Genomic DNA, 18,411 nt, shown 5'->3' on the forward strand with positions numbered 1-18,411 from the left:
GGCTAAATCGCCATTTTCATAATGTCTTGATATGCTTGGACCATTCTGTCTCGCAAAACAGTGGTCGTTTGTAGCGTAAGCTGTGCGTTTGAGACGGCAGTTACAATTTGTGTAACGTCGCCGTGGCCCGCCAGCCCTTGGGCGGACTGAGTTTCTGCTGCGTGCGATGCGTTCAGGGCTGTGTTGAGTGTTTGTGAAAGTACGGAGCTGAAGTCGTTTTGAGTGGCGGCACCATCCGCAACTCCGTCGTCGATTTGTGTGCTGGCGCGTTGAAGGCTCTCTGCATATGCGGAATGTGCTTGCGTAAGTGATGTAATCATTTCAGCAGATCCAACGTCCGTGAGAGCATGGTACGTGTACTTTGCATCGTATTAAGATTGGCTTCGTAAGATTGCTCAGCTTCGCGCATGTCCATCATTTCCGTCATGGAATCGACATTTGCGATTTTGACGTAGCCTTTGGAATCTGCGGCTGGGTGAGATGGATCGTAGCGGCTTTCAAAGTTGCTCATATCTTGCCCAATTTTATCAACGCTTACACTCGATGCGCCTGTGTCTTGGTCGATATGCTCTGAGAAGGTGATGGTTTTGCGCCGGTAAGGATCTGCGCCAGGGGTAGAGCCTGTTGTATTTTGATTGGCTAAATTTTCGGCGACGATGCGGAGGCGCTGTGACTGGGCATCCATACCGCTGGCGGAAATGTTGAGAGTGCTAGAAAAATCCACGGCGGAACCCTCCCTTATTTGCCGAGCACAGTTTGAAACATCGACATATATTTTCCGTATAGATTAACCGCGAAGTGCTGTTGGTCGTTTACTTCTGCGACTTTTTCCATTTGCTGATCTAAGGCGACACCGTTGTGATCGAGGGATTCTTCGGTTGCGATGCTTTGGCCGGAAGTGGCTGACGCGGAAGCACCAATATGGCCGGCATGGGTTGCGACGGGCGTAACGTCAAATTGTGAGAGACTGGCCTCAAAAGGGCTGACATCCCTGGCCGCATAGTCGGGGGTGTTTGCGTTGGCGATATTCCCCGCGAGCACTTGCTGGCGGGTTTGAAGCCATTGCAAGCGCTGTTGACCGAGAGCAAAAATATCGGTGCCACTTTGGGCTGTGGTGTCGATGTTTTTCATGCGTTCTCTGCACAGTTATCACTGATTTCGGAGGATTTTATATTTTCACCAAAAGGTTAATAATCTGTTTATTTGATATTCATTTGTATGATTAAGATTAATGGAAGAGTATCTTCGGTATAAATTAGGTATTTGTTAATATTTTTAAGGAATTTTATTTATGGATTAAAAGTCGGAAAGCGTCGTTCATGAGTCTTCATCAGTTAATTTTCGCTTGTATAATGCTCTGCATTATTTTGGGAATAATTGTAGGTTTGAAGCCCTTTCTGGCTCGTTTTTCGTCGATGGGTGGAAAAAAAACATCATCTGAAAAATTATTGGTCCTGGAAGCGCAGCTGGCGCTGGATAGAGTACGGCGCCTGTCTTTGGTTCAGTGCGGTCAAAAACAGATATTGGTATTAAGCGGTGGAACGACCGATGTTCTTTTAGATTGTACGCAGGCGTCAGGTTTCGCGTCCCTTCTGGAGGAGGCCCCATGAGGCACGCAATCTGGTGGGGATTAGCAGTCGTTTGTTTGCTGGCACCTCACATGGCTTGGGCGCAGGCGGTTAACATTGATTTAGGCCAAGGAGGCGGTGCGGGTACGACAAGCCGTTTGGTCCAGCTCAGTGCATTGATCACGGTCCTGTCTTTGGCGCCGAGTCTGCTTGTGATGGTGACTGCATTTACACGGATCGTCATCGTGTTGTCTTTGCTGCGCAGTGCCTTGGGAGCTCAGGGAACACCACCCAACCCAGTTCTGATTGGTTTGGCATTGTTTCTGACGTTATTTGTAATGCAGCCCACATTGCAGAAGTCTTGGGAGGCAGGAATACAGCCCATGATAGTCGGGCAGGTTGATGAAATGGAAGGTCTGAAGCAAACCGCCCAACCTTTTCATGACTTTATGGCAGCGACGGTACGGCCAGTGGATGTTGTGACTTTTTCCAACATTGCACACGAGAAGGTTCCCTCATCCGTGCAGCAGACTTCGTGGCGGGTATTAGTGCCTGCTTTCATGGTAGGGGAGTTACGGCGCGGTTTTGAGATGGGCTTTCTGTTATATTTGCCTTTTCTCATTATCGACTTGGTTGTCGCGAGTGTTTTGATGAGCTTGGGCATGATGATGCTGCCACCCAACACCGTATCGTTGCCTTTTAAGCTGATTTTTTTCGTTGCGGTTGATGGTTGGTCAATGGTGGCTGGAAGCCTTGTCCGGAGTTTTACCGGATGAGGCTTCCAGCGTGGTCAGTTAATTTGTGTTGCCAGTCGCGAGACCAGTGCCGCGGCTGTCGGTCAGGCCATGGCAAGATGTGCCGTCACATACGATGGCGTTTGCGCGGCCATTACCCTCAGGCAGTGTGCTTTGGCCGTTGGCAAAGGCCCGAGCAGCGGTGCCAACTGCGTCGGCGGCGCCGTTCTGGCCGGACCCTGCGATAACGGCCCGTAGCGTTTTACCGCCATGGAGAATGGCAGCAGGGAAGAGAGGCTGGGGTGTTTGCGCTGGGGAAGCGCCGAGAACAACGCCGGTGCTACCTGCAATGCGGCCTGTCCCGAAGAGGTTGTAATCAGACAATGTGCAGGCCACGGCTAGGCCAGAGCGATCTGTAATCGTGAATGCGGTTGACGCTGGGAGTGCAGGTAACGCCCCGCCGCCAGTGCGTCGATCATTCAGCAGGGTTTGAGCTGTGTCTGGGTCGTTGCTACCCGAGGCACGCCAGCCGGCAACGGCGGCTTGTGCAGAAGCACCTGTGACATATTGAATTGCTGCGCCGAGTCCACCATCAGCTGGAGGGGCGGTAAATTCAGCCGACAAACCGTTAGCATTACTTGTTAATGCAGTGTTTTCGGTGGGGAGTGTTTGACGCATGTCTTCAGGGGTGAGAGCGCCGCCCGCGGATTGCGCTGCGGTGCTGAAGACTGTTGCCAGTGCTCCTGTGTAAAGATCACCTACGCCGGCCGTTTTCAAGCGCGTAAGGAAGCCTGCTAGGCGCGGCTGGATGAGCGTATCACCTGTTGCCAAGGGAGCGCCGTCGCGGCTGAAAAGTGCGCGGGCATTATCGTCCGCGAATAATGCTGAGTGAACGGCTGTGATGTCACTCGCTAAAGTGTGGCTGACCGTGACGCCGTTATTGGCCAGCGTGATGGCTGGTGTCAGGAGATCACCGAAGTCAACACTGCCGTAGCCGTGATGCATAAGATAAAGACCGCGCAAGGTGGCAGGCGTGCCTGCGGGGCGGTCTTGTCCAGCATTTTGTTTCGTCGCGCGTGGTAGGAAAGCAAAGCTGCGGGCTGGGCTGCCGGGGCGCCAGACAAGACACGCTCCGCCGCCGCCCAGAGACGCGCGCGAGGGCAGAGTGACGCTTAAAGCTGTTGCTGTTGCTACAGCGGCATCAACCGCGTTGCCGCCGCGTGCCAGAACGTCATGCCCTGTAAGGGCAGCTTGGGGCTCATCGCTCACAACGGTACCGATTGGTCCCGTCAGGGCCGGGGTGCTTGTTTTCCCAAAGAGGCTATGCCCGATCGAACTCAGGGCAGGCGGGGTAGAGGGAAGGCTGGAACATGCAGCTAGAGATATGAGGCTTGTCGCGCCTGCCAATAGGCGTGTGAGGCGGCTTGCGTTGCGGGGTAGTTCAGAAATCTGGTCTCGACGATGCGCCACCTAGCGTTACTCCGTACTGTCTGGGCCTCGGGTCAGGCAAACGAGTGGGCGCTTTTCGGCGAAGCCGCGCACCGCCACCTCAGGGTTTGAATCATTCATAACGAGAATTGTGCAGTTATGGGAGGGGCAAGCTGCGCTTCTCTTGCAACGAACTGCTCTTTGCTCTCTTTGGAGCGTTGTATGGGCCTGAAGGTTGTGTGTTTCTCAGCATGGCCTACCATAAGGCTATGATTTGCGTTTGGAGTGTTGTTGTGAAGCGTTTCTCTAAGTTTTTGCGGGTTGTTACTGCTGTTTCATTGATAGGCGGTAGCGCGGTGGCTCACGCTGCTGACGGGGGTGCGGCAGGGCATTTTTCAGGTGAACAGCGGGCAGAAATCGTTGAAATATTGAGACAGGCACTGAAAAACGATCCTTCCATCTTGGGGGATGCTCTTAAGTCCTTGCGTGAGCAAATGGCCGAGCAGCAACAAAACACGGCGCTCGATGCTGTTCGGCAGCATTGGGCAGCTCTGCGCGATGCGCCTGATTATGCTGTGCGTGGTAATCCTAAAGGGGCTGTGACGGTCGTTGAGTTTCTTGATCCGCGTTGTTCATATTGCCGGGCCATGATTCCTGTCGTGGATAAATTTTTAGAGCGCCACAAAGATGTACGTTTGGTTGAACGTTTAGTGCCGGTTTTAGGTAAGGGTAGCGTGCTTGATACGCAGGTTATTCAGGCTGCAAGTTTGCAAGGGAAATACGCTGTCTTACGCCAAGCGCTTATGGGCGATACGGTCACACCGAGTGTGGAGCGTGTCCGTCAGGTTGCACAAGCAAATGGTGTTGATGCTGACCGTTTGATTAAAGACATGAGCTCACCGGCCGTTATTGCCGCTATTCGCTCTAATCTTGATCTAGCGCAGGCTATCGGTCTCGATGGTACCCCAACATTTGTATTCGGGACGGCTGTGATTGCGCCGGGCGCATTGAGCGATTTGCAAATGGATGCGAACCTAGAAAAAGCCAGACAAGGCTAAGAGGGTGAGAGCTAAATTTTATTAAAATTTAACAAAAACCAATAAGTTCCATTTTAATTAATATTTTATTTTGTTCTATGGCTTCAGGTATAATTATGATATCTGAAGCCATTATTGTTTTTATGTTTGGTTTTTTGTTGAGTTTATAAACAAGCGAAGAAAAAATTGACTAGATTTCATGGTATGAATGTTTTTACAGGCTTGGAAATACCTAAAATAGCTTCAGAAAATTCTACCTACGAATATGATTCTCGTAACATAAAAGATTTAGCAATATTCTTTTACGCGTTTTCACATCTTTTTAGTGCATCGTTACTAATAGCATTTTTCCCGAAAACCATAGCCTACCAGAAATTTCTTTGTTTTCTACCGATATACGGCGTTGTCTTATTCTTCTTATCAGTCTGTTTGAATGAGAAAAGAATCATTTTCTCAGCAAAAATACGCGGTAGTGTCATACATGCGGCAAACGTAGCATTAGGATTATTTTGGGTTCCCATAGCGATAGAATCATTATGTTATCTAAGTTTTTTTATCAAAAATATACTTATATTTGATCTATTTATTATAGTTGTTGGTCAGGTATTTCTCTCATTAATAAATAAACATACGTATATGTTTTTCGTTTCTTTTATATTTTCGCTAATAGTTATTGTTAATTTCAATAAAATAATTCCATACTCAATGGTATTATATATTTCCTTCTTAATTATAGTGGCATTTCTTGTATGCATATGCACATCGAATATGTTGAAGATTGTTATTGGTAATTTTAGAAAGTATGAAAATAAAGCGCATATAATATCTGTTATATCAAATATTCACGTAAGCGATGAAAATTATTGGCAGTGGGAGACAAATGACCAACACGTTTTAGTGCGGATGGTGAAGGGTATATCCGCTAAAAATATTATAGAAGAAGAACGTGTATCCGGTGTAAAGCTGCAAGATATTTTAGAAATAAATACAGAAAAAGGTCTTTCCGGCAAAACATCAGGTGAGCATTTGCTGCAATGTATGGAACGTCGTTTGGCGTTTAGAGACTTGGATGTGGCATTGAATTCAGGAGGGCCTCTCGCCTGGGTTCAGATGACAGGGCGGCCTGTTTATAAAAACGGTACTTTTATTGGGTATTCAGGAGTGGGGCGAGATGTCCCCAAGGGGCGCTCTCTAGAAAAAGTCTGGGGGCAGCAATCACGTGTGGATCGTAATACAGGCTTGCCCAATCGCCTTGCGATTGTTGAGCACCTCCAGCATTTATTGTTTGAGAGGTCTCTAAGCGCCGAAGATATCGTTGTGTGCATGGTTTCTTTGCCACCGAATACAGACGCGAAAAACGAGCTTATAAAAAGTGCGTTTTTGCGCGATGCCGCTATGCGGTTGATGCGCGGGGAAGAGTGTCTGTATGTTGGACGTTACAATGCGAATGATTTGGCCGTACTCGTCGTACGAAACAGATTATCGGATTGTTTTGATCGTCTTGCTGTTGAAGCAATGATACATCGTTTTTGCACTGCGTTGGCCGATGATATGATATTTACCGACGCGCACAAGAAAGTTGCTTCCCCGAAAATAGGGGCTGTTTTGTCGACTGCGAATAATCAACGGGCAGATATTTTGTTGGACGCAGCAGAGACGGTACTGCGAGATGTAGAGCGGTTTGAAAATACCGCATTTTTTATCGTTGATAAAATTATTACCTACGGAGGAGAGCGCCCATTCCGGCTATCGGATGATGTGCGTGAAGCCGTTGAAAAGCGCGAATTTAATTTGGTTTTCCAGCCTATACTACATGCGCAGACAGGGCGCATCGTCGGTTGCGAGGCCCTTTCACGTTGGCGCGGTTCTGTAAGCGGCCAGACATCAATGCAAAATGTTATTGCGCTGATTGAAGAGAATGGCCAAAGCGAGACATTCGACTATTGGGTGCTGGAAAAAGCCTGCCAAGCCGCCTCCCGTTGGCCGCAAGATATGTGGGTTTCCGTAAATATGGCAGCAATGCATTTTTCGGTGCCTCAAATGGCGGAGCGTGTTTTGGAGATTGTTCACCGTTCCGGCGTACGGCCTAATCAATTACAAATCGAAATTACAGAGACTTTTGCTTTGGAAGTTGGGCCACAAGTCTCTCACTCTTTAATGCTTTTGGACCGAGCAGGGATTAAACTCGCTTTGGATGACTTTGGTACGGGATATTCTTCTGCGAATTATTTACGAATGTATCCGTTCACAAAAATAAAAGTCGATGCGGGAATTATCCAAGACGTATTGTACAATGCAAAAAGCAAAGGTGTTTTGCGGTCTATATTGGAGTTATCGGTTGATTTGGGCTTGGTGGTGACGGCAGAAGGAGTTTCTTCCGCAGAGCATTACCGGTTTTTAAGGGACTGTGGCTGCACGGAGGTGCAGGGTTTTTACTTGGGGCGACCGATGCCCGAGAAGCAGTTAGATTGGACGTTGTCAGTGTTGCAGGAACATCTTCATTAAAATGGAATGGAACGATATTTTGTCGGCGGGTGGGACGCCGATTTTAATGGGTATCGTTAACGTTACACAGGATTCCTTTTCGGATGGTGGGCGTTTTTTCGATCCGCAAGCTGCAATATTGCATGGCCAAGAACTCCTAAGGGCGGGGGCCAGAATTATAGACGTCGGTGCAGAATCGACCCGGCCAGGCTACCAAGCAGTGGATGCTGTTCAAGAATGGCAGAGGCTGGCACCCGTCCTAGAGGGGCTAGCCAATAAGGACGCCCTACTATCCGTCGATACCATGAAGGCTGATGTGGCGCATCATGCCCTGCAAAATGGTGCGGCGATTGTAAATGATGTCTGGGGTTTGCAGCGTGACCCTGAAATGGCCAAGGTCGTGGCTGAGCACAACGCGCTGCTCGTTGCGATGCATAACCGGGCCGACGTTGATGAGGCGTTGAACCTCAAGGCCGATTGGAAGCGCTTTTTTGATAAGACGCTGGATATCGCGCAAAACGCCGGTATTCCCCTGTCGCGGATAGCGTTGGATCCCGGCGTTGGGTTTGGTAAAACGCAAACGCAAAACATTCAGGCTGTGCGTGAGTTGGGTATTTTAAAAGAAGAATACGGGTTGCCGGTCCTTTTGGGGTTGTCGCGTAAATCTGTGTTGGGCTGGATCACCGGGCAACCGGCTACTGCGAGGCTTGCGGCAACGATTGCAGCTAATATACGCGGTATGAATAACGGTGCAGCCATATTGAGAGTACATGATGTGCAGGAGCACATTGACGCCTTGAAAGTTTGGGCTGCAATGGATGGCAAGTATGATTGAACCCCCTCTGACCTGCGTAGAAGTACGGGACCTCTGTCTTTTTGGGTATCACGGGGTTTTGCCGGAGGAAAATCGTCTAGGGCAGCGTTTCGTTGTCGACATTGCGATTAAGGCCGACTTGTCACAGGCGCAAAGAAACGACTCTTACAGCGATGCTGTTTGCTATGGCAGTCTGTGCGATATCGCTTCTGCTGTGGTGACCGGACCTCCTCTCGCTCTTATTGAGACGGTGGCGGCCCGGATCGCGGAAACGATATTAGAGCGTTTTGCGGCGGTGGAGTGGGTGAGGGTCTGTGTGCGCAAGCCTTCCGTGCCGGTAACTTACGCTCTGAGTGAAACATCGGCCACTGTAGAGCATGTACGTCATTACGAGGTGGCATTTTCGCTAGGGGCAAATTTGGGCGAGCGCGAGGCGACATTGAGCGCTGCTGTGGACTGGCTGTCTGTAGCGGAGGGGCTTGAGATTCTGGCAGTTTCCTCTCTGTTTGATAGTGCTCCGTGGGGTGGAGTTGATCAACCGGGCTTCGTAAACCTGTGTGTGACAGGAAGAACGACGTTACGGCCGCATGCTCTGCTGCGTTTGTGCAAGGAGACTGAGCGTGCTTTAGGGCGCCAAACAGGACGACGCTGGGGGGAGAGGGCGGTTGACATCGACATACTCTATTATGGAGATTTGGAGATGGAGGATCGTGTGTTGACGTTGCCGCATAAGCACATGTTTGAGCGGGCCTTTGTTTTGGAACCGTTGGCGGAAATAGTTCCTGAGCGTCTGATGAGTGGACGTAGCGTTAAGGACGCGCTAGCAGTCCTGTCTCGCTCCCCAGAGGATGTTGTGCGCCGTAAGGTGTAATCTCTCACTGGGGCTTTTCTTTTTTGCTTTCCGCATTCGGCTTTTTAAAAGCGCTGTGGAGATGGAGCCTGTAGCACGACATGACTGATCCAAAGCCCGTCGACTCTCTTTCTGTTCAGGAAGATCTTCGCCCGCTGGATGCGTTGTGTTGTCCAGAAGATGCCAAATCACGCATAGCGGGTGCTGTGCGGACAATTTTGGATGCTCTTGGCGAAGACACATCGCGCGAAGGGCTGCGTGATACGCCCCGCCGTGTGGCTGAAATGTACTTAGAGGTGTTCGGCGGTCTGTACGAAGACCCAAGAGAGCACTTGAAAACACAATTCTCAGCGGATCGCCACAAAGGGGCGGTTATCGTGAAAGATATTCGTTTTCATTCGATGTGTGAGCATCATCTTTTACCGGTCGTCGGACGGGCGCATGTAGCATATCTGCCGGATGGCGGCCGCTTGACTGGCCTAAGTAAGCTTGCACGGGTTGTAGAAGGGTTTGCGCGCCGCCCACAGTTGCAGGAGCGCCTGACGGATCAAATCGCGCAGGGTTTGGAAGATATTCTGCGCCCTGCAGCTGTTTTGGTTGTTCTGGAAGCTGAGCATATGTGCATGAGCATGCGCGGGGTGCGGGCGCCCGGATCATCAACTGTGACGACGGTAGCGCGCGGTGTATGGGCAGATGACCATGCCGCCCGACAAGAGATTTTGTCTCTCCTGCGGGGCTAAAGCCTTTTCACAGATCGGAGATTGTAAGGTCTGCGCGGTGCCACCAGCATTGCGCAGCCGGCCGACCAGATGTTGGTAAAAAAGCATCGGGGGAGCCATCAAGCCGCACTGTATTGGTTGGCGTTTCCTGCAATTCTATTCCTAGAGCGCATAGTTTTCCGCCATCAGCCGCCAAGAAAGCGTTTAATTTGGCGAGCAGGAGTGCGGCCATGAGTTCAGTGGTTGGATCCCCCGGCGTGACGATAATACGCTTCGCTCTTTCGGGTTCATTCGTCTGAAACCAGTTCAAGAGTGGATCTTGCTCTGAGAGTTGTAAGGCATGATCGACAATATTGTCGATAAAGTTGTGCCAACGTGTTTTGGCCTCGGCAAAGGGTACGATGACGTTTTGCTGGCCGTCCAGTCGTGCTGGCTGCATCGCTTTTAAGCGGATGGTCACGTACTCATTATGGCCATGAACCATCGCGCAGCGCTCACTGCTACCTGAGATGAGACGGTGGCCCATACTAAAACGCCGGGTAAAGACGAGTTCCGTTTCGGGGAGGTTGGGATTTGATGTCATACAGTCGTCTCCCGATATTGCTGCCACCCTTCTGCGCGTAGGTCGCAGGCAGGGCACTCACCGCAGCCAAAACCCCAAGCGTGGTGATGGTCACGGTCGCCCTTATAACACGAATGACTTTCCGTATTAATGAGTTCTACGAGCGCATTACCGCCGAGCGTTTCCGTAAGTGACCACGTTTGCGCTTTGTTAATCCACATCAGCGGAGTATGCAGGACGAAGCGCTGCTCCATTCCGAGGTTAAGTGCGACTTGTAGCGCCTTGATGGTGTCATCCCTGCAGTCCGGATAGCCGGAATAGTCTGTCTCGCAGACGCCAGTGACAATATGCTTTATACTGCGCCGATAAGCTAAAGCAGCTGCGTAAGTAAGAAACAGCAGATTACGCCCTGGTACGAAAGTATTGGGTAGCCCGCTTTCCGTCATGGAGATTTCCGCTTCCCGGGTGAGGGCTGTGTCGGAGAGCGTTCCCAATGACCGCAGGTCCAACATATGGTCTGCGCCAAGCCGGTCTTTCCACTCGGGCTTCAAAGACGCCATCTGCTCGCGCAGCGTCTCACGGCAGCTCAGCTCAACGGAGTGGCGTTGGCCGTAGTCAAATCCCATCGTCTCGACACGTTTGTAATGCGTAAGTGCCCAAGCGAGGCAAGTGGCTGAATCTTGGCCGCCTGAGAAAAGGACGAGCGCGCTTTCGTTGGCATGTACCGTCATGGGATGTCGATCATTTTATGGGTTTGAAGGGAGAGGCGCCACTTTGGGTGAGCACGGCAATAGGCAACGGCAGCCTGTGTGTTGGCTATGCGGTCTGGCCCGTCCATTGGCTGAAGCCAGAAATGCTTAAAGTCGAACGATTCGAACTGTTGAGGTGTGAGCTCAGTTTGCGGAAACACCAATTTCAGTTCTGCGCCGGATTGTTGGACGACAGGGGCGTCTGCCTTCGGGCTTACGCATATCCAATCGACGCCGGGCGGGGCAGGTAGCGTGCCGTTTGTTTCAACGGCGATTTCGAACCCAGCGCGATGCATGGCATCGATCAAACTGTTATCAAGCTGGAGCAGCGGTTCTCCCCCCGTAAAAACAACGTAGCGTTGCCCACTGGTGTCAGCCTCGGCAGACCAGCAATGAGTAATGGTTTCAGCCAAGGCTTGGGCTGTCGGGAATTTTCCGCCACCGTCACCATTCGTGCCAATAAAGTCAGTGTCGCAAAAACGGCATGTTGCCGTTGCACGATCAACTTCGCGTCCTGACCATAAGTTGCAGCCAGCAAAGCGGCAGAAGACAGCAGCGCGCCCGGTTTGAGCGCCTTCGCCTTGAAGGGTGAGAAACATTTCTTTTACGGTGTAAGCCATGGAAATGGGTGTCAACGAGCTCGGCGCAGGATGCAAGAAAAAAGATCACGAAATGTGAAGTTGGCTGATCCGGGGGTATACCAGAAGATGTATCGTGCTAGGGACTACGCATGACAAAACACTCATCTCATGAGCCGGTTCAAATCTTTGCTCCACATCAGGGGTTTGGTTACCTCCGTGCTGCAATCGAGGATGTCCGAGAAGGATTTCGCCTTTTTCCATTAGCTTTAACGCTAGGCTGGATGGATATTAAGCTGCGGTATCGCGGGTCAGTTTTGGGGCCATTTTGGCTAACATTATCTACTGTAGTCATGATTGTTGCTATGGGGATATTGTACGGTTACCTATTGCACGCGCCGTTGCGTGAGTATTTACCTTTTTTATCCCTTTCGCTTGTGGTTTGGGGGTATTTTTCAAGTATTATTAACGAAGCATCGAGCATATTTGTTCAAAATTCTGCATTGATGCATGCGAGACGTACACCTATTACGCTGATAGCCCTAAGATTCGTTATAAGGCAGTCATTGATAGCATTGCATAATGTGGTCGTGGTTGTAGCAGTATTCGGATTATTTAGGATAATACCGCATAACTTATGGATAGCTGTTCTAGGGATATTTATAATTATTTTTGACAGTTTTTTTGTCAGCTTGCTGATAGGGATTTTAGGGGCAAGGTTTAAAGATATTTCTCCTGTTTCCTCAGCCTTAATGCAGGTGCTGTTTTTTGTTACGCCGATTATATGGAAGCCTAGCTTAATTTACTCTGGAAGGCAGTACCTTCTGCTGGACCCGTTCTATGCTCCGTTAGAGCTTTTGCGCGGGCCTTTGTTGGGGGAGGGGGTACGCTATTCTTTTATTGGCGTGGCTTTCCTTCAGGCTATTGTGTTGAGTGGTGTCACTTGTGTGCTGTTTAGCCGCATGCGGGCGCGCATAGCGTATTGGGTTTGATATGCCGCAGATTGAAGCCACAGATGTATATCTTGAGTTCCCTTTATATCATGCAGAGAGTCGGCTGCTGAAAAAGCGTTTAGCGTCTGCTTTGCAGGGTAAAACGGGGGGAAGCGTAGGAACGCGTTTCGCGCAGGACGCTCGCTCGCGCACTGTTGTTGATGTGCTCCGGGGGATAGATTTTACAGCAAAAGCTGGGGATCGTATTGGTCTCATCGGTCGCAACGGTGCGGGTAAGACAACCCTGCTACGAGCTTTGGCTGGTATTTACGAGCCTGTGCGTGGTGAGATTGTAGTGCGGGGGACCATGGGGGCGTTGTTAGATGCCTCTTTGGGGATGAATCCTGAACTAACCGGGCGAGAAAATGTGCGTTTGTTTGTTCAGCAGGGCGAAGGTGATTTGTCGGCTTTAGATGCTGCTTATGACGACGTGCAAGATTTTGCTGAATTAGGGCATTACTTCGATTTGCCCATTAAAACCTATAGCTCAGGTATGGCGATCCGGCTGGCTTTCGCAATGGCAACAACGTCCGCACCACAAATTTTATTAATGGATGAATGGTTTTTGGCCGGGGACGGAGTTTTCTTAAAAAAAGCGGAAACGCGGCTTAAGCGTCTTATCGATAAGGTCGAAATTCTTGTTGTCTCCAGCCACCAGCCAGAAATATTGGCACGCTGGTGCAACAGGGTCATATGGATGGAGCAGGGTCAAATCCGTGCGGATGGACCTTGCGAAGATACTTTGCAGCAGTACAAAAATTTTTAGGAAGAAGTGGCGCGAGTGACGGGGCTCGAACCCGCGACCTCCGGCGTGACAGGCCGGCGCTCTAACCAACTGAGCTACACCCGCAATGTCTATTCAGAAAACTGAATAGTCTAAAACCCTTAGGCTTTATCAAGAACGCTTAAAGTCGATGTGAAAATAAAAGTGGCGCGAGTGACGGGGCTCGAACCCGCGACCTCCGGCGTGACAGGCCGGCGCTCTAACCAACTGAGCTACACCCGCAACTTTTAAGATCCACACCACCTTGCCGAACCAATCAGGAACGTCATGGCGTTGTTGAGCGGTCTTATATCGGGGGGGTGATATGATGGCAATAGGGTAATTTGTATTTTTTGAAAATTATTACGTTTTTGAGAAAGAGGCCAAGGCACTGTTTTCAGAAAATTTCGCTCCGAGGTCCTGCATGACGTGGGCGTTAACCTCGGAGCAAGAGATTGTCTGTACGAATGAGGGCACTTTTACGGGGTGTGCTTTGCGCGTTCCATAACAATGAGACGGCCTAAAAAATGAGGGGGAAGAAAAAATGTCAGAAATAATCCTGCCGGCACGGTTGGATACGGCAGCATCCGCCAATTTACTGAAGTGCTTAGAAAGTAATTTTGGAGATGTTTCAATGGATGCCTCAAACGTGAAGTTTGTTGGCGCTAAATGCTTAACTATACTGATTTTTTTTAAAGAATTATCCACTAAGAGAGGTAAATCTTTTTCTATAAATAAACCCTCCGCACAGATGGTGGAGGATTTTAACTTTTTGAATATTACAAAATATATGTTTGAGGTCCCTTCAATATGAAAATTCTAACAGTAGATGATACTCGGACAATTCGAGATATGATCAGACTTGCACTGGAAAAAGAGGGGCATGAGGTGGTCCAAGCATGCGACGGATGCGATGCCCTTGAAAAAGTAAAATTTTTTCAGCCAGAGGTAGTAATAACGGACTTTAATATGCCAAATATGAACGGCATTGAGTTATCTAAAAACCTGCGCAGTCTGGAAAATACAAAATATACTCCTATTATAATGTTCACTACGGAAAGTAGTGTTGAAAAAAAAGATATGGGTAAAAAAGCGGGAGTAAGTGGTTGGTTGGTGAAGCCGTTTGAAGCCAAATCCCTTTTGGATGCTATTGAGCGTGTTTCGTTATGAGCGAGATTCAAGAACTAGAAGAAATTAAAGGAATCTTTTTTGATGAATGCAACGAGCAGATTTTATTGCTCGAGAATGATTTGGGCAGCATCAAAAATGGCTCCAAAACAAAGGATAGAATAGATAATATATTTAGAGCAGTTCATTCTATCAAAGGGGGCGCTGCGGCATTTTCTTTCGACGGTATCGTAGAATTTACGCACCTTTTTGAGGCTGTTCTGGACAATATTAGGGAGGGATCCAGAGATTTAAATGAGGCGGAAGTGTCTCTTTTTTTGGGGTGCACAGACCTTCTGGGAGATCTCGTTGAGTGTGCGATTAATCAAAAGAGTATTTTGCCAATTGAAGAAGATCTCAAAATTAAAAAACAATCACTTAATGACTTGCTGAAACAGAAGCATGGGGAGGTGGATGATTTTTTTCTGGACTTTGAACCAGTGAAAATTCAACCTGAGGTAGAGAAAGTAGAAATATATTTAATTTTTGAAAATATATTTTTTAATAATGGTCATGATCCAATATCTTTTTTAAAGTACATATCAAAAAAAATAAGCTTGGGAAATTTAGAAGTTAAATATTACTTTGATAATAATTATGATAATTTTCAACTTTACTATAAAAGCAATATAGATAAGTCAAAAATAAAAGATATAAAATCTATTATTGATTGGTATGGAGACGGGGTGCATTTTGATTTAGAAGAATACCAAGGTAAGGTACCTACACCTACACCTACACCTACACCTACACCTACACCTACACCTACACCTACACCTACACCTACACCTACACCTACTAAAAATCACAATAGTATTCGTGTAGATACATCAAGGATTGATAAGCTTATAGATTTAATGGGTGAAATAATAGTTTCTCAAGGAGAAATGAAAAATTTACTATTAAATAGCGATGGTATAAATTTCTTCTCAAAATTTGAAAGCCTGACCCAAGAACTTCAAGAGAATATTATGGGAATGCGCTCGCATCCTATACGCATCGCTTTCCAAAGAATGAATAAAGTGGTTCGCGAAGCTGCGCGTCTCTCTGGTAAGGAGGTCGATTTGCGTTTTGAGGGTGAAGAAACGGAAATAGATCGTTCCGTTATTGAAAGCTTGATAGACCCTTTGACGCACATGATCCGTAACGCAGTTGATCATGGAATTGAATTGCCTGAAGTGAGAGAGAAGGCGGGGAAACTACGTAATGGTGAAATAGTACTTAGAGCATATCATCATTCAGGTAGAATAATTATTGAAGTAGAGGATAATGGATGTGGTATATCTAAAGAAAAAATTCTAAAGAAAATTAAAAATATAGATCGATATAGTAATAATGAAATCGATGAAGGTGAAATTTATCAGTTTATTTTCTCTCCTGGATTTTCCACGGCGGATCAAGTCTCAAGCTTGTCAGGCCGTGGGGTAGGAATGGACGTTGTACGTAGTGAGGTCGAAAAAAATGGAGGAAAAATATCTATCTCTTCAACCGAAGGGTTAGGGACAAACTTTAAGATATGTTTGCCGCTGACGCTTTCAGTGGTTGAGGGACTATTGGTCTCTTCAAAGAAGCAAAAATTCATTGTGCCGATTGCTGACGTGGTAGACACGTTTAAGATAGAAAAAAATAGAATCCATACTGTAGGAGAAGGTCAGTATATTTATAAATATAGAGATTATTACATTCCAATAATATCAATTATGAATGATAATGGCAATTTTATTTATAAAGATAAGGTTGGTGTCTGTGTAAATAGCGGATTTAGGCCAGGTTTTATTGTTGCATTTGAAGAAATTATTGATAATAGTCGATTTTTGATAAAATCAATAGAAGAGAACTACAAAACTATAGAAGGATTTTCGTCTTCAACAATTTTAGGAGATGGAAGCGTGTCACTTATTTTAGATGTTAACTTTTATGCACGATCATTGAGTTATCCTCTCAAAAAAGAGGAGAATATCAATGGATAAAGCTTTGGTTTTTGCTTGTGATAAATACGAGTTTGCGTTTGATATCGAATGCATCAAAGAAATCAAGAGTTGGATACCTTCAACACCATTGCCAGTTGAAAACCAAAACATAGAAGGTATTATCAATATAAGAGGCACTGTTATCCCTCTAATTAGCCTTTTAAATCTAATTGGCGGACAAAAAGTAGCAGAGAATAAAGCCATAATTGTTATTGAATGTATGGGTAAAAATATCGCTTTTTCTGTATCCGGTGTTAGCGATATTATTGAGTATGATCTTCTAAAAGAAGCGCCAAAAAACTGCTTTGGTGGGAATGATTTTATTAAAGGTATTATATCTATCGGAAAAAGAACAATTTTCTCGTTAAATGAAAACAATATCTTAAAATACGTTATAAATTAAATTGGAATGAAAAATTAACTAATTATTAGGCCTATTATGATATTTAGTTATTTTTTATGGGGGAATGGTGATTACTGCAGCATCTATGTCGATAGTCTTGGTAGATGACCAAACATCTATTAGGTCTTTGCTGAGGAATAGCCTTATACAACTAGGGTTCGTGAATGTATCAGGTGTGAAAAACGGCCTCGAAGCTCTTGAGCATGTGAGGAATAATACAGTTCATTTGATAATCTCGGATTTTAATATGCCGGATATGGACGGTTTGGCTTTGCTCCGTGCTATTCGCTCTTCGCCTAGTACTCAGAAGGTCGGTTTTATCATGCTAACGGGGCACGCGAATAAAAACCTAGTACAGAAGGCTATCTCCGAAGGCGTAAACAATTTCCTAGCCAAACCGTTTACGATAAGTACCCTGAAGTCACGTATTGAAGCAGTTTTTGGGCCAATCTGTGGCGGTTGAGAGGATGTTAAAGTATCCTTTCTCGTGCTGCGCTGTAGATGTGGTACAAAGAGCTTGCTGGCATATGGTCTGAAATCGCTGTGCCGTCAGTCCTGATGCGGTCAATCCAGCCACCATTAAGGTTGGGTTGCAAAAACTTTTTCAAAAGAACTTGATCACTTTCTTCAATGAGTTTGTGACTATTTGTAAGATTAATTAATCTCAAATATTCAGTTTGAGGCCAGACGCGAACGGATTTTTCTATTACTTGGCCACTATCATTGATGGCGTCCAAGACGTTCCCAGATTCAACGCCATGAACAATAGCTTTTTCTTGTAGAGCGTTTGCCAAATACTCTGTGATGTCGTGGTTGGTGGGCTCAGGAGAAAGGCGGAGATACTCTTTAAAAAGCCAGGACCATTCGAACATATGGCCAGGCTCAACGCGATTTTCCCCTTTGTTCTTTTGCGGCGTAAGGTCTTTTTTAAAAAATTCGAGCAAAAAATATGTATCATTTTGAATGAAATAGTTTTGAGCCAATTTAATTAAACCCGATGCATGGAGTAAATATTCTTGTTCTTGAGTCGTTTCATAAAGAGCTAAAAATGCCTCCAGCAGATGCATGTGAGGATTTTGACTGCGGACTTCATTTATTTCGGGAATTGTGTCAACAAATCCGCCATTATTTGATGAGAATAAAGAAATCGTTTCCAGGAATATTTCTTTGGCATTGTTTTTATATTTCGGATCTTGCGTTAGCTTATATGCCCACGCATAAGCATATAAAATAAAGGCATGCGCGTATAAATCTCGAGTTGTATCAGCAGGTTGATTGTTCTGGTCGATTGAAAAAATCCACCCAGGCTTGTGATCTCGTTTCCAATAAAGCTGCTCGATGGTGTGTAGGCACTTCAGCGCTTTGTCGCCGGCATTAAAGAGGCCGTCTACTTCCGCACGGCAATATGTTGCGATTTGCCGTGCTTGCACCATTAGGCGCAGATTGGGCAACTCAATCGGCGCGGCCTCCCATGATAGACGTTCGTGAAAAAGAGAACGTCCAGCATTAAAGCCTTCGCGGCTCCATAACGGGAGAGCTTTTTGGGTAAGCCAATTGCGCCACATATCTGGATATTTTTTGGAAGCAGGCATC

At 47.0% G+C, this 18,411-nt stretch carries 22 protein-coding genes and 2 tRNA genes; 14 read left to right on the forward strand and 10 right to left on the reverse strand.

The features are described from left to right. Positions 1–2: 2 nt before the first annotated feature. From D5366_RS07440 to D5366_RS07450, 3 genes are read right to left on the reverse strand one after another with little or no spacing between them, the layout of a single operon-like run. The gene (locus D5366_RS07440) at positions 3–320 is read right to left on the reverse strand and encodes a flagellar hook-basal body complex protein FliE (protein WP_141492936.1); all 318 of its coding nucleotides are present in this window, start codon (positions 318–320) and stop codon (positions 3–5) included. Next, the gene (gene flgC / locus D5366_RS07445) at positions 317–685 is read right to left on the reverse strand and encodes a flagellar basal body rod protein FlgC (protein WP_408902240.1); all 369 of its coding nucleotides are present in this window, start codon (positions 683–685) and stop codon (positions 317–319) included. The genes D5366_RS07440 and flgC overlap by 4 nt, the downstream gene beginning before the upstream one ends. Before the next feature lie 53 nt (positions 686–738). Further along, entirely contained in the window at positions 739–1,131 is a 393-nt protein-coding gene (locus tag D5366_RS07450) for a flagellar basal body rod protein FlgB (protein ID WP_141492938.1), read from the reverse strand. Between the two features lie 188 nt (positions 1,132–1,319). Between D5366_RS07450 and D5366_RS07455 the strand changes: the two genes are divergently transcribed. Next, complete coding sequence (locus D5366_RS07455) at positions 1,320–1,610, forward strand: flagellar biosynthetic protein FliO (RefSeq protein ID WP_141492939.1); 291 nt, start codon at positions 1,320–1,322, stop codon at positions 1,608–1,610. After that, complete coding sequence (fliP, locus tag D5366_RS07460; protein WP_141492940.1) at positions 1,607–2,344, forward strand: flagellar type III secretion system pore protein FliP; 738 nt, start codon at positions 1,607–1,609, stop codon at positions 2,342–2,344. The genes D5366_RS07455 and fliP overlap by 4 nt, the downstream gene beginning before the upstream one ends. Positions 2,345–2,362: 18 nt before the next feature. Here fliP and D5366_RS07465 read toward each other — a convergent pair whose 3' ends face one another. Continuing rightward, complete coding sequence (locus D5366_RS07465) at positions 2,363–3,772, reverse strand: gamma-glutamyltransferase (RefSeq protein ID WP_141492941.1); 1,410 nt, start codon at positions 3,770–3,772, stop codon at positions 2,363–2,365. 209 nt (positions 3,773–3,981) lie between these two features. Here D5366_RS07465 and D5366_RS07470 point away from each other — a divergent pair, with 209 nt between their 5' ends. From D5366_RS07470 to folE, 5 genes are all read left to right on the forward strand, one after another. Continuing rightward, a complete protein-coding gene (locus tag D5366_RS07470) occupies positions 3,982–4,788 on the forward strand; it encodes a DsbA family protein (RefSeq protein ID WP_141492942.1) in 807 nt (268 codons plus the stop codon). A gap of 183 nt (positions 4,789–4,971) precedes the next feature. After that, on the forward strand, positions 4,972–7,272 hold the full coding sequence (locus D5366_RS07475) for an EAL domain-containing protein (RefSeq protein WP_141492943.1): 2,301 nt from the start codon (positions 4,972–4,974) through the stop codon (positions 7,270–7,272). A 1-nt stretch (position 7,273) separates the two neighbouring features. Beyond that, positions 7,274–8,086, forward strand: a complete 813-nt coding sequence (gene folP / locus D5366_RS07480; RefSeq protein WP_205839577.1) for a dihydropteroate synthase — start codon at positions 7,274–7,276, stop codon at positions 8,084–8,086. Continuing rightward, positions 8,079–8,936 (forward strand): 2-amino-4-hydroxy-6-hydroxymethyldihydropteridine diphosphokinase, encoded by an 858-nt coding sequence (folK, locus tag D5366_RS07485; protein WP_141492944.1) that lies wholly within the window; start codon positions 8,079–8,081, stop codon positions 8,934–8,936. Before folP ends, folK begins: the two co-directional genes overlap by 8 nt. An 80-nt stretch (positions 8,937–9,016) precedes the next feature. Beyond that, the gene (gene folE / locus D5366_RS07490) at positions 9,017–9,655 is read left to right on the forward strand and encodes a GTP cyclohydrolase I FolE (RefSeq protein WP_141492945.1); all 639 of its coding nucleotides are present in this window, start codon (positions 9,017–9,019) and stop codon (positions 9,653–9,655) included. Positions 9,656–9,662: 7 nt separating this feature from the next. Here folE and D5366_RS07495 read toward each other — a convergent pair whose 3' ends face one another. From D5366_RS07495 to queE, 3 genes are read right to left on the reverse strand one after another with little or no spacing between them, the layout of a single operon-like run. Continuing rightward, complete coding sequence (locus tag D5366_RS07495) at positions 9,663–10,217, reverse strand: 6-carboxytetrahydropterin synthase (RefSeq protein WP_141492946.1); 555 nt, start codon at positions 10,215–10,217, stop codon at positions 9,663–9,665. Next, positions 10,214–10,927: a 7-cyano-7-deazaguanine synthase QueC gene (gene queC, locus D5366_RS07500; protein WP_141492947.1), complete on the reverse strand. Its 714-nt coding sequence runs from the start codon at positions 10,925–10,927 to the stop codon at positions 10,214–10,216. The genes D5366_RS07495 and queC overlap by 4 nt, the downstream gene beginning before the upstream one ends. After that, positions 10,924–11,565 carry a 7-carboxy-7-deazaguanine synthase gene (gene queE / locus D5366_RS07505; protein ID WP_141492948.1) on the reverse strand — a complete coding sequence of 214 codons (642 nt, stop codon included), beginning with the start codon at positions 11,563–11,565 and terminating at the stop codon, positions 10,924–10,926. The genes queC and queE overlap by 4 nt, the downstream gene beginning before the upstream one ends. A 110-nt stretch (positions 11,566–11,675) precedes the next feature. Here queE and D5366_RS07510 point away from each other — a divergent pair, with 110 nt between their 5' ends. Together D5366_RS07510 and D5366_RS07515 are read left to right on the forward strand one after the other, a co-directional pair. Further along, entirely contained in the window at positions 11,676–12,515 is an 840-nt protein-coding gene (locus D5366_RS07510) for an ABC transporter permease (protein WP_141492949.1), read from the forward strand. 1 nt (position 12,516) lies between these two features. Next, a complete protein-coding gene (locus tag D5366_RS07515; protein ID WP_141492950.1) occupies positions 12,517–13,281 on the forward strand; it encodes an ABC transporter ATP-binding protein in 765 nt (254 codons plus the stop codon). 7 nt (positions 13,282–13,288) lie between these two features. On the opposite strand, the gene D5366_RS07520 is transcribed toward D5366_RS07515, so the two are convergent. Both D5366_RS07520 and D5366_RS07525 read right to left on the reverse strand, forming a co-directional pair. Beyond that, a tRNA-Asp gene (locus D5366_RS07520) sits at positions 13,289–13,365 on the reverse strand. A 79-nt stretch (positions 13,366–13,444) separates the two neighbouring features. After that, positions 13,445–13,521 (reverse strand) — tRNA-Asp (locus D5366_RS07525). Between the two features lie 301 nt (positions 13,522–13,822). On the opposite strand from D5366_RS07525, the gene D5366_RS07530 reads away from it, so the two are divergent. The 5 genes from D5366_RS07530 to D5366_RS07550 all read left to right on the forward strand — a co-directional run bounded on the left by D5366_RS07530 (position 13,823) and on the right by D5366_RS07550 (position 17,281). Further along, positions 13,823–14,092: an STAS domain-containing protein gene (locus D5366_RS07530; RefSeq protein WP_141492951.1), complete on the forward strand. Its 270-nt coding sequence runs from the start codon at positions 13,823–13,825 to the stop codon at positions 14,090–14,092. Next, on the forward strand, positions 14,089–14,448 hold the full coding sequence (locus tag D5366_RS07535) for a response regulator (protein WP_141492952.1): 360 nt from the start codon (positions 14,089–14,091) through the stop codon (positions 14,446–14,448). Before D5366_RS07530 ends, D5366_RS07535 begins: the two co-directional genes overlap by 4 nt. Next, positions 14,445–16,415 (forward strand): chemotaxis protein CheA, encoded by a 1,971-nt coding sequence (locus D5366_RS07540; RefSeq protein WP_141492953.1) that lies wholly within the window; start codon positions 14,445–14,447, stop codon positions 16,413–16,415. The genes D5366_RS07535 and D5366_RS07540 overlap by 4 nt, the downstream gene beginning before the upstream one ends. Beyond that, positions 16,408–16,818, forward strand: a complete 411-nt coding sequence (locus D5366_RS07545) for a chemotaxis protein CheW (RefSeq protein WP_141492954.1) — start codon at positions 16,408–16,410, stop codon at positions 16,816–16,818. The genes D5366_RS07540 and D5366_RS07545 overlap by 8 nt, the downstream gene beginning before the upstream one ends. 85 nt (positions 16,819–16,903) lie before the next feature. Further along, positions 16,904–17,281 carry a response regulator gene (locus tag D5366_RS07550; protein WP_240775398.1) on the forward strand — a complete coding sequence of 126 codons (378 nt, stop codon included), beginning with the start codon at positions 16,904–16,906 and terminating at the stop codon, positions 17,279–17,281. 7 nt (positions 17,282–17,288) lie between these two features. Here the strand turns inward: D5366_RS07550 and D5366_RS07555 are convergent, their stop codons facing one another. After that, complete coding sequence (locus tag D5366_RS07555) at positions 17,289–18,410, reverse strand: AGE family epimerase/isomerase (RefSeq protein ID WP_141492955.1); 1,122 nt, start codon at positions 18,408–18,410, stop codon at positions 17,289–17,291. Between the last annotated feature and the right edge of the window lies 1 nt (position 18,411).

Origin of the sequence: Neokomagataea tanensis (assembly GCF_006542335.1) — a bacterium.
GTDB lineage: Bacteria > Pseudomonadota > Alphaproteobacteria > Acetobacterales > Acetobacteraceae > Gluconobacter > Gluconobacter tanensis.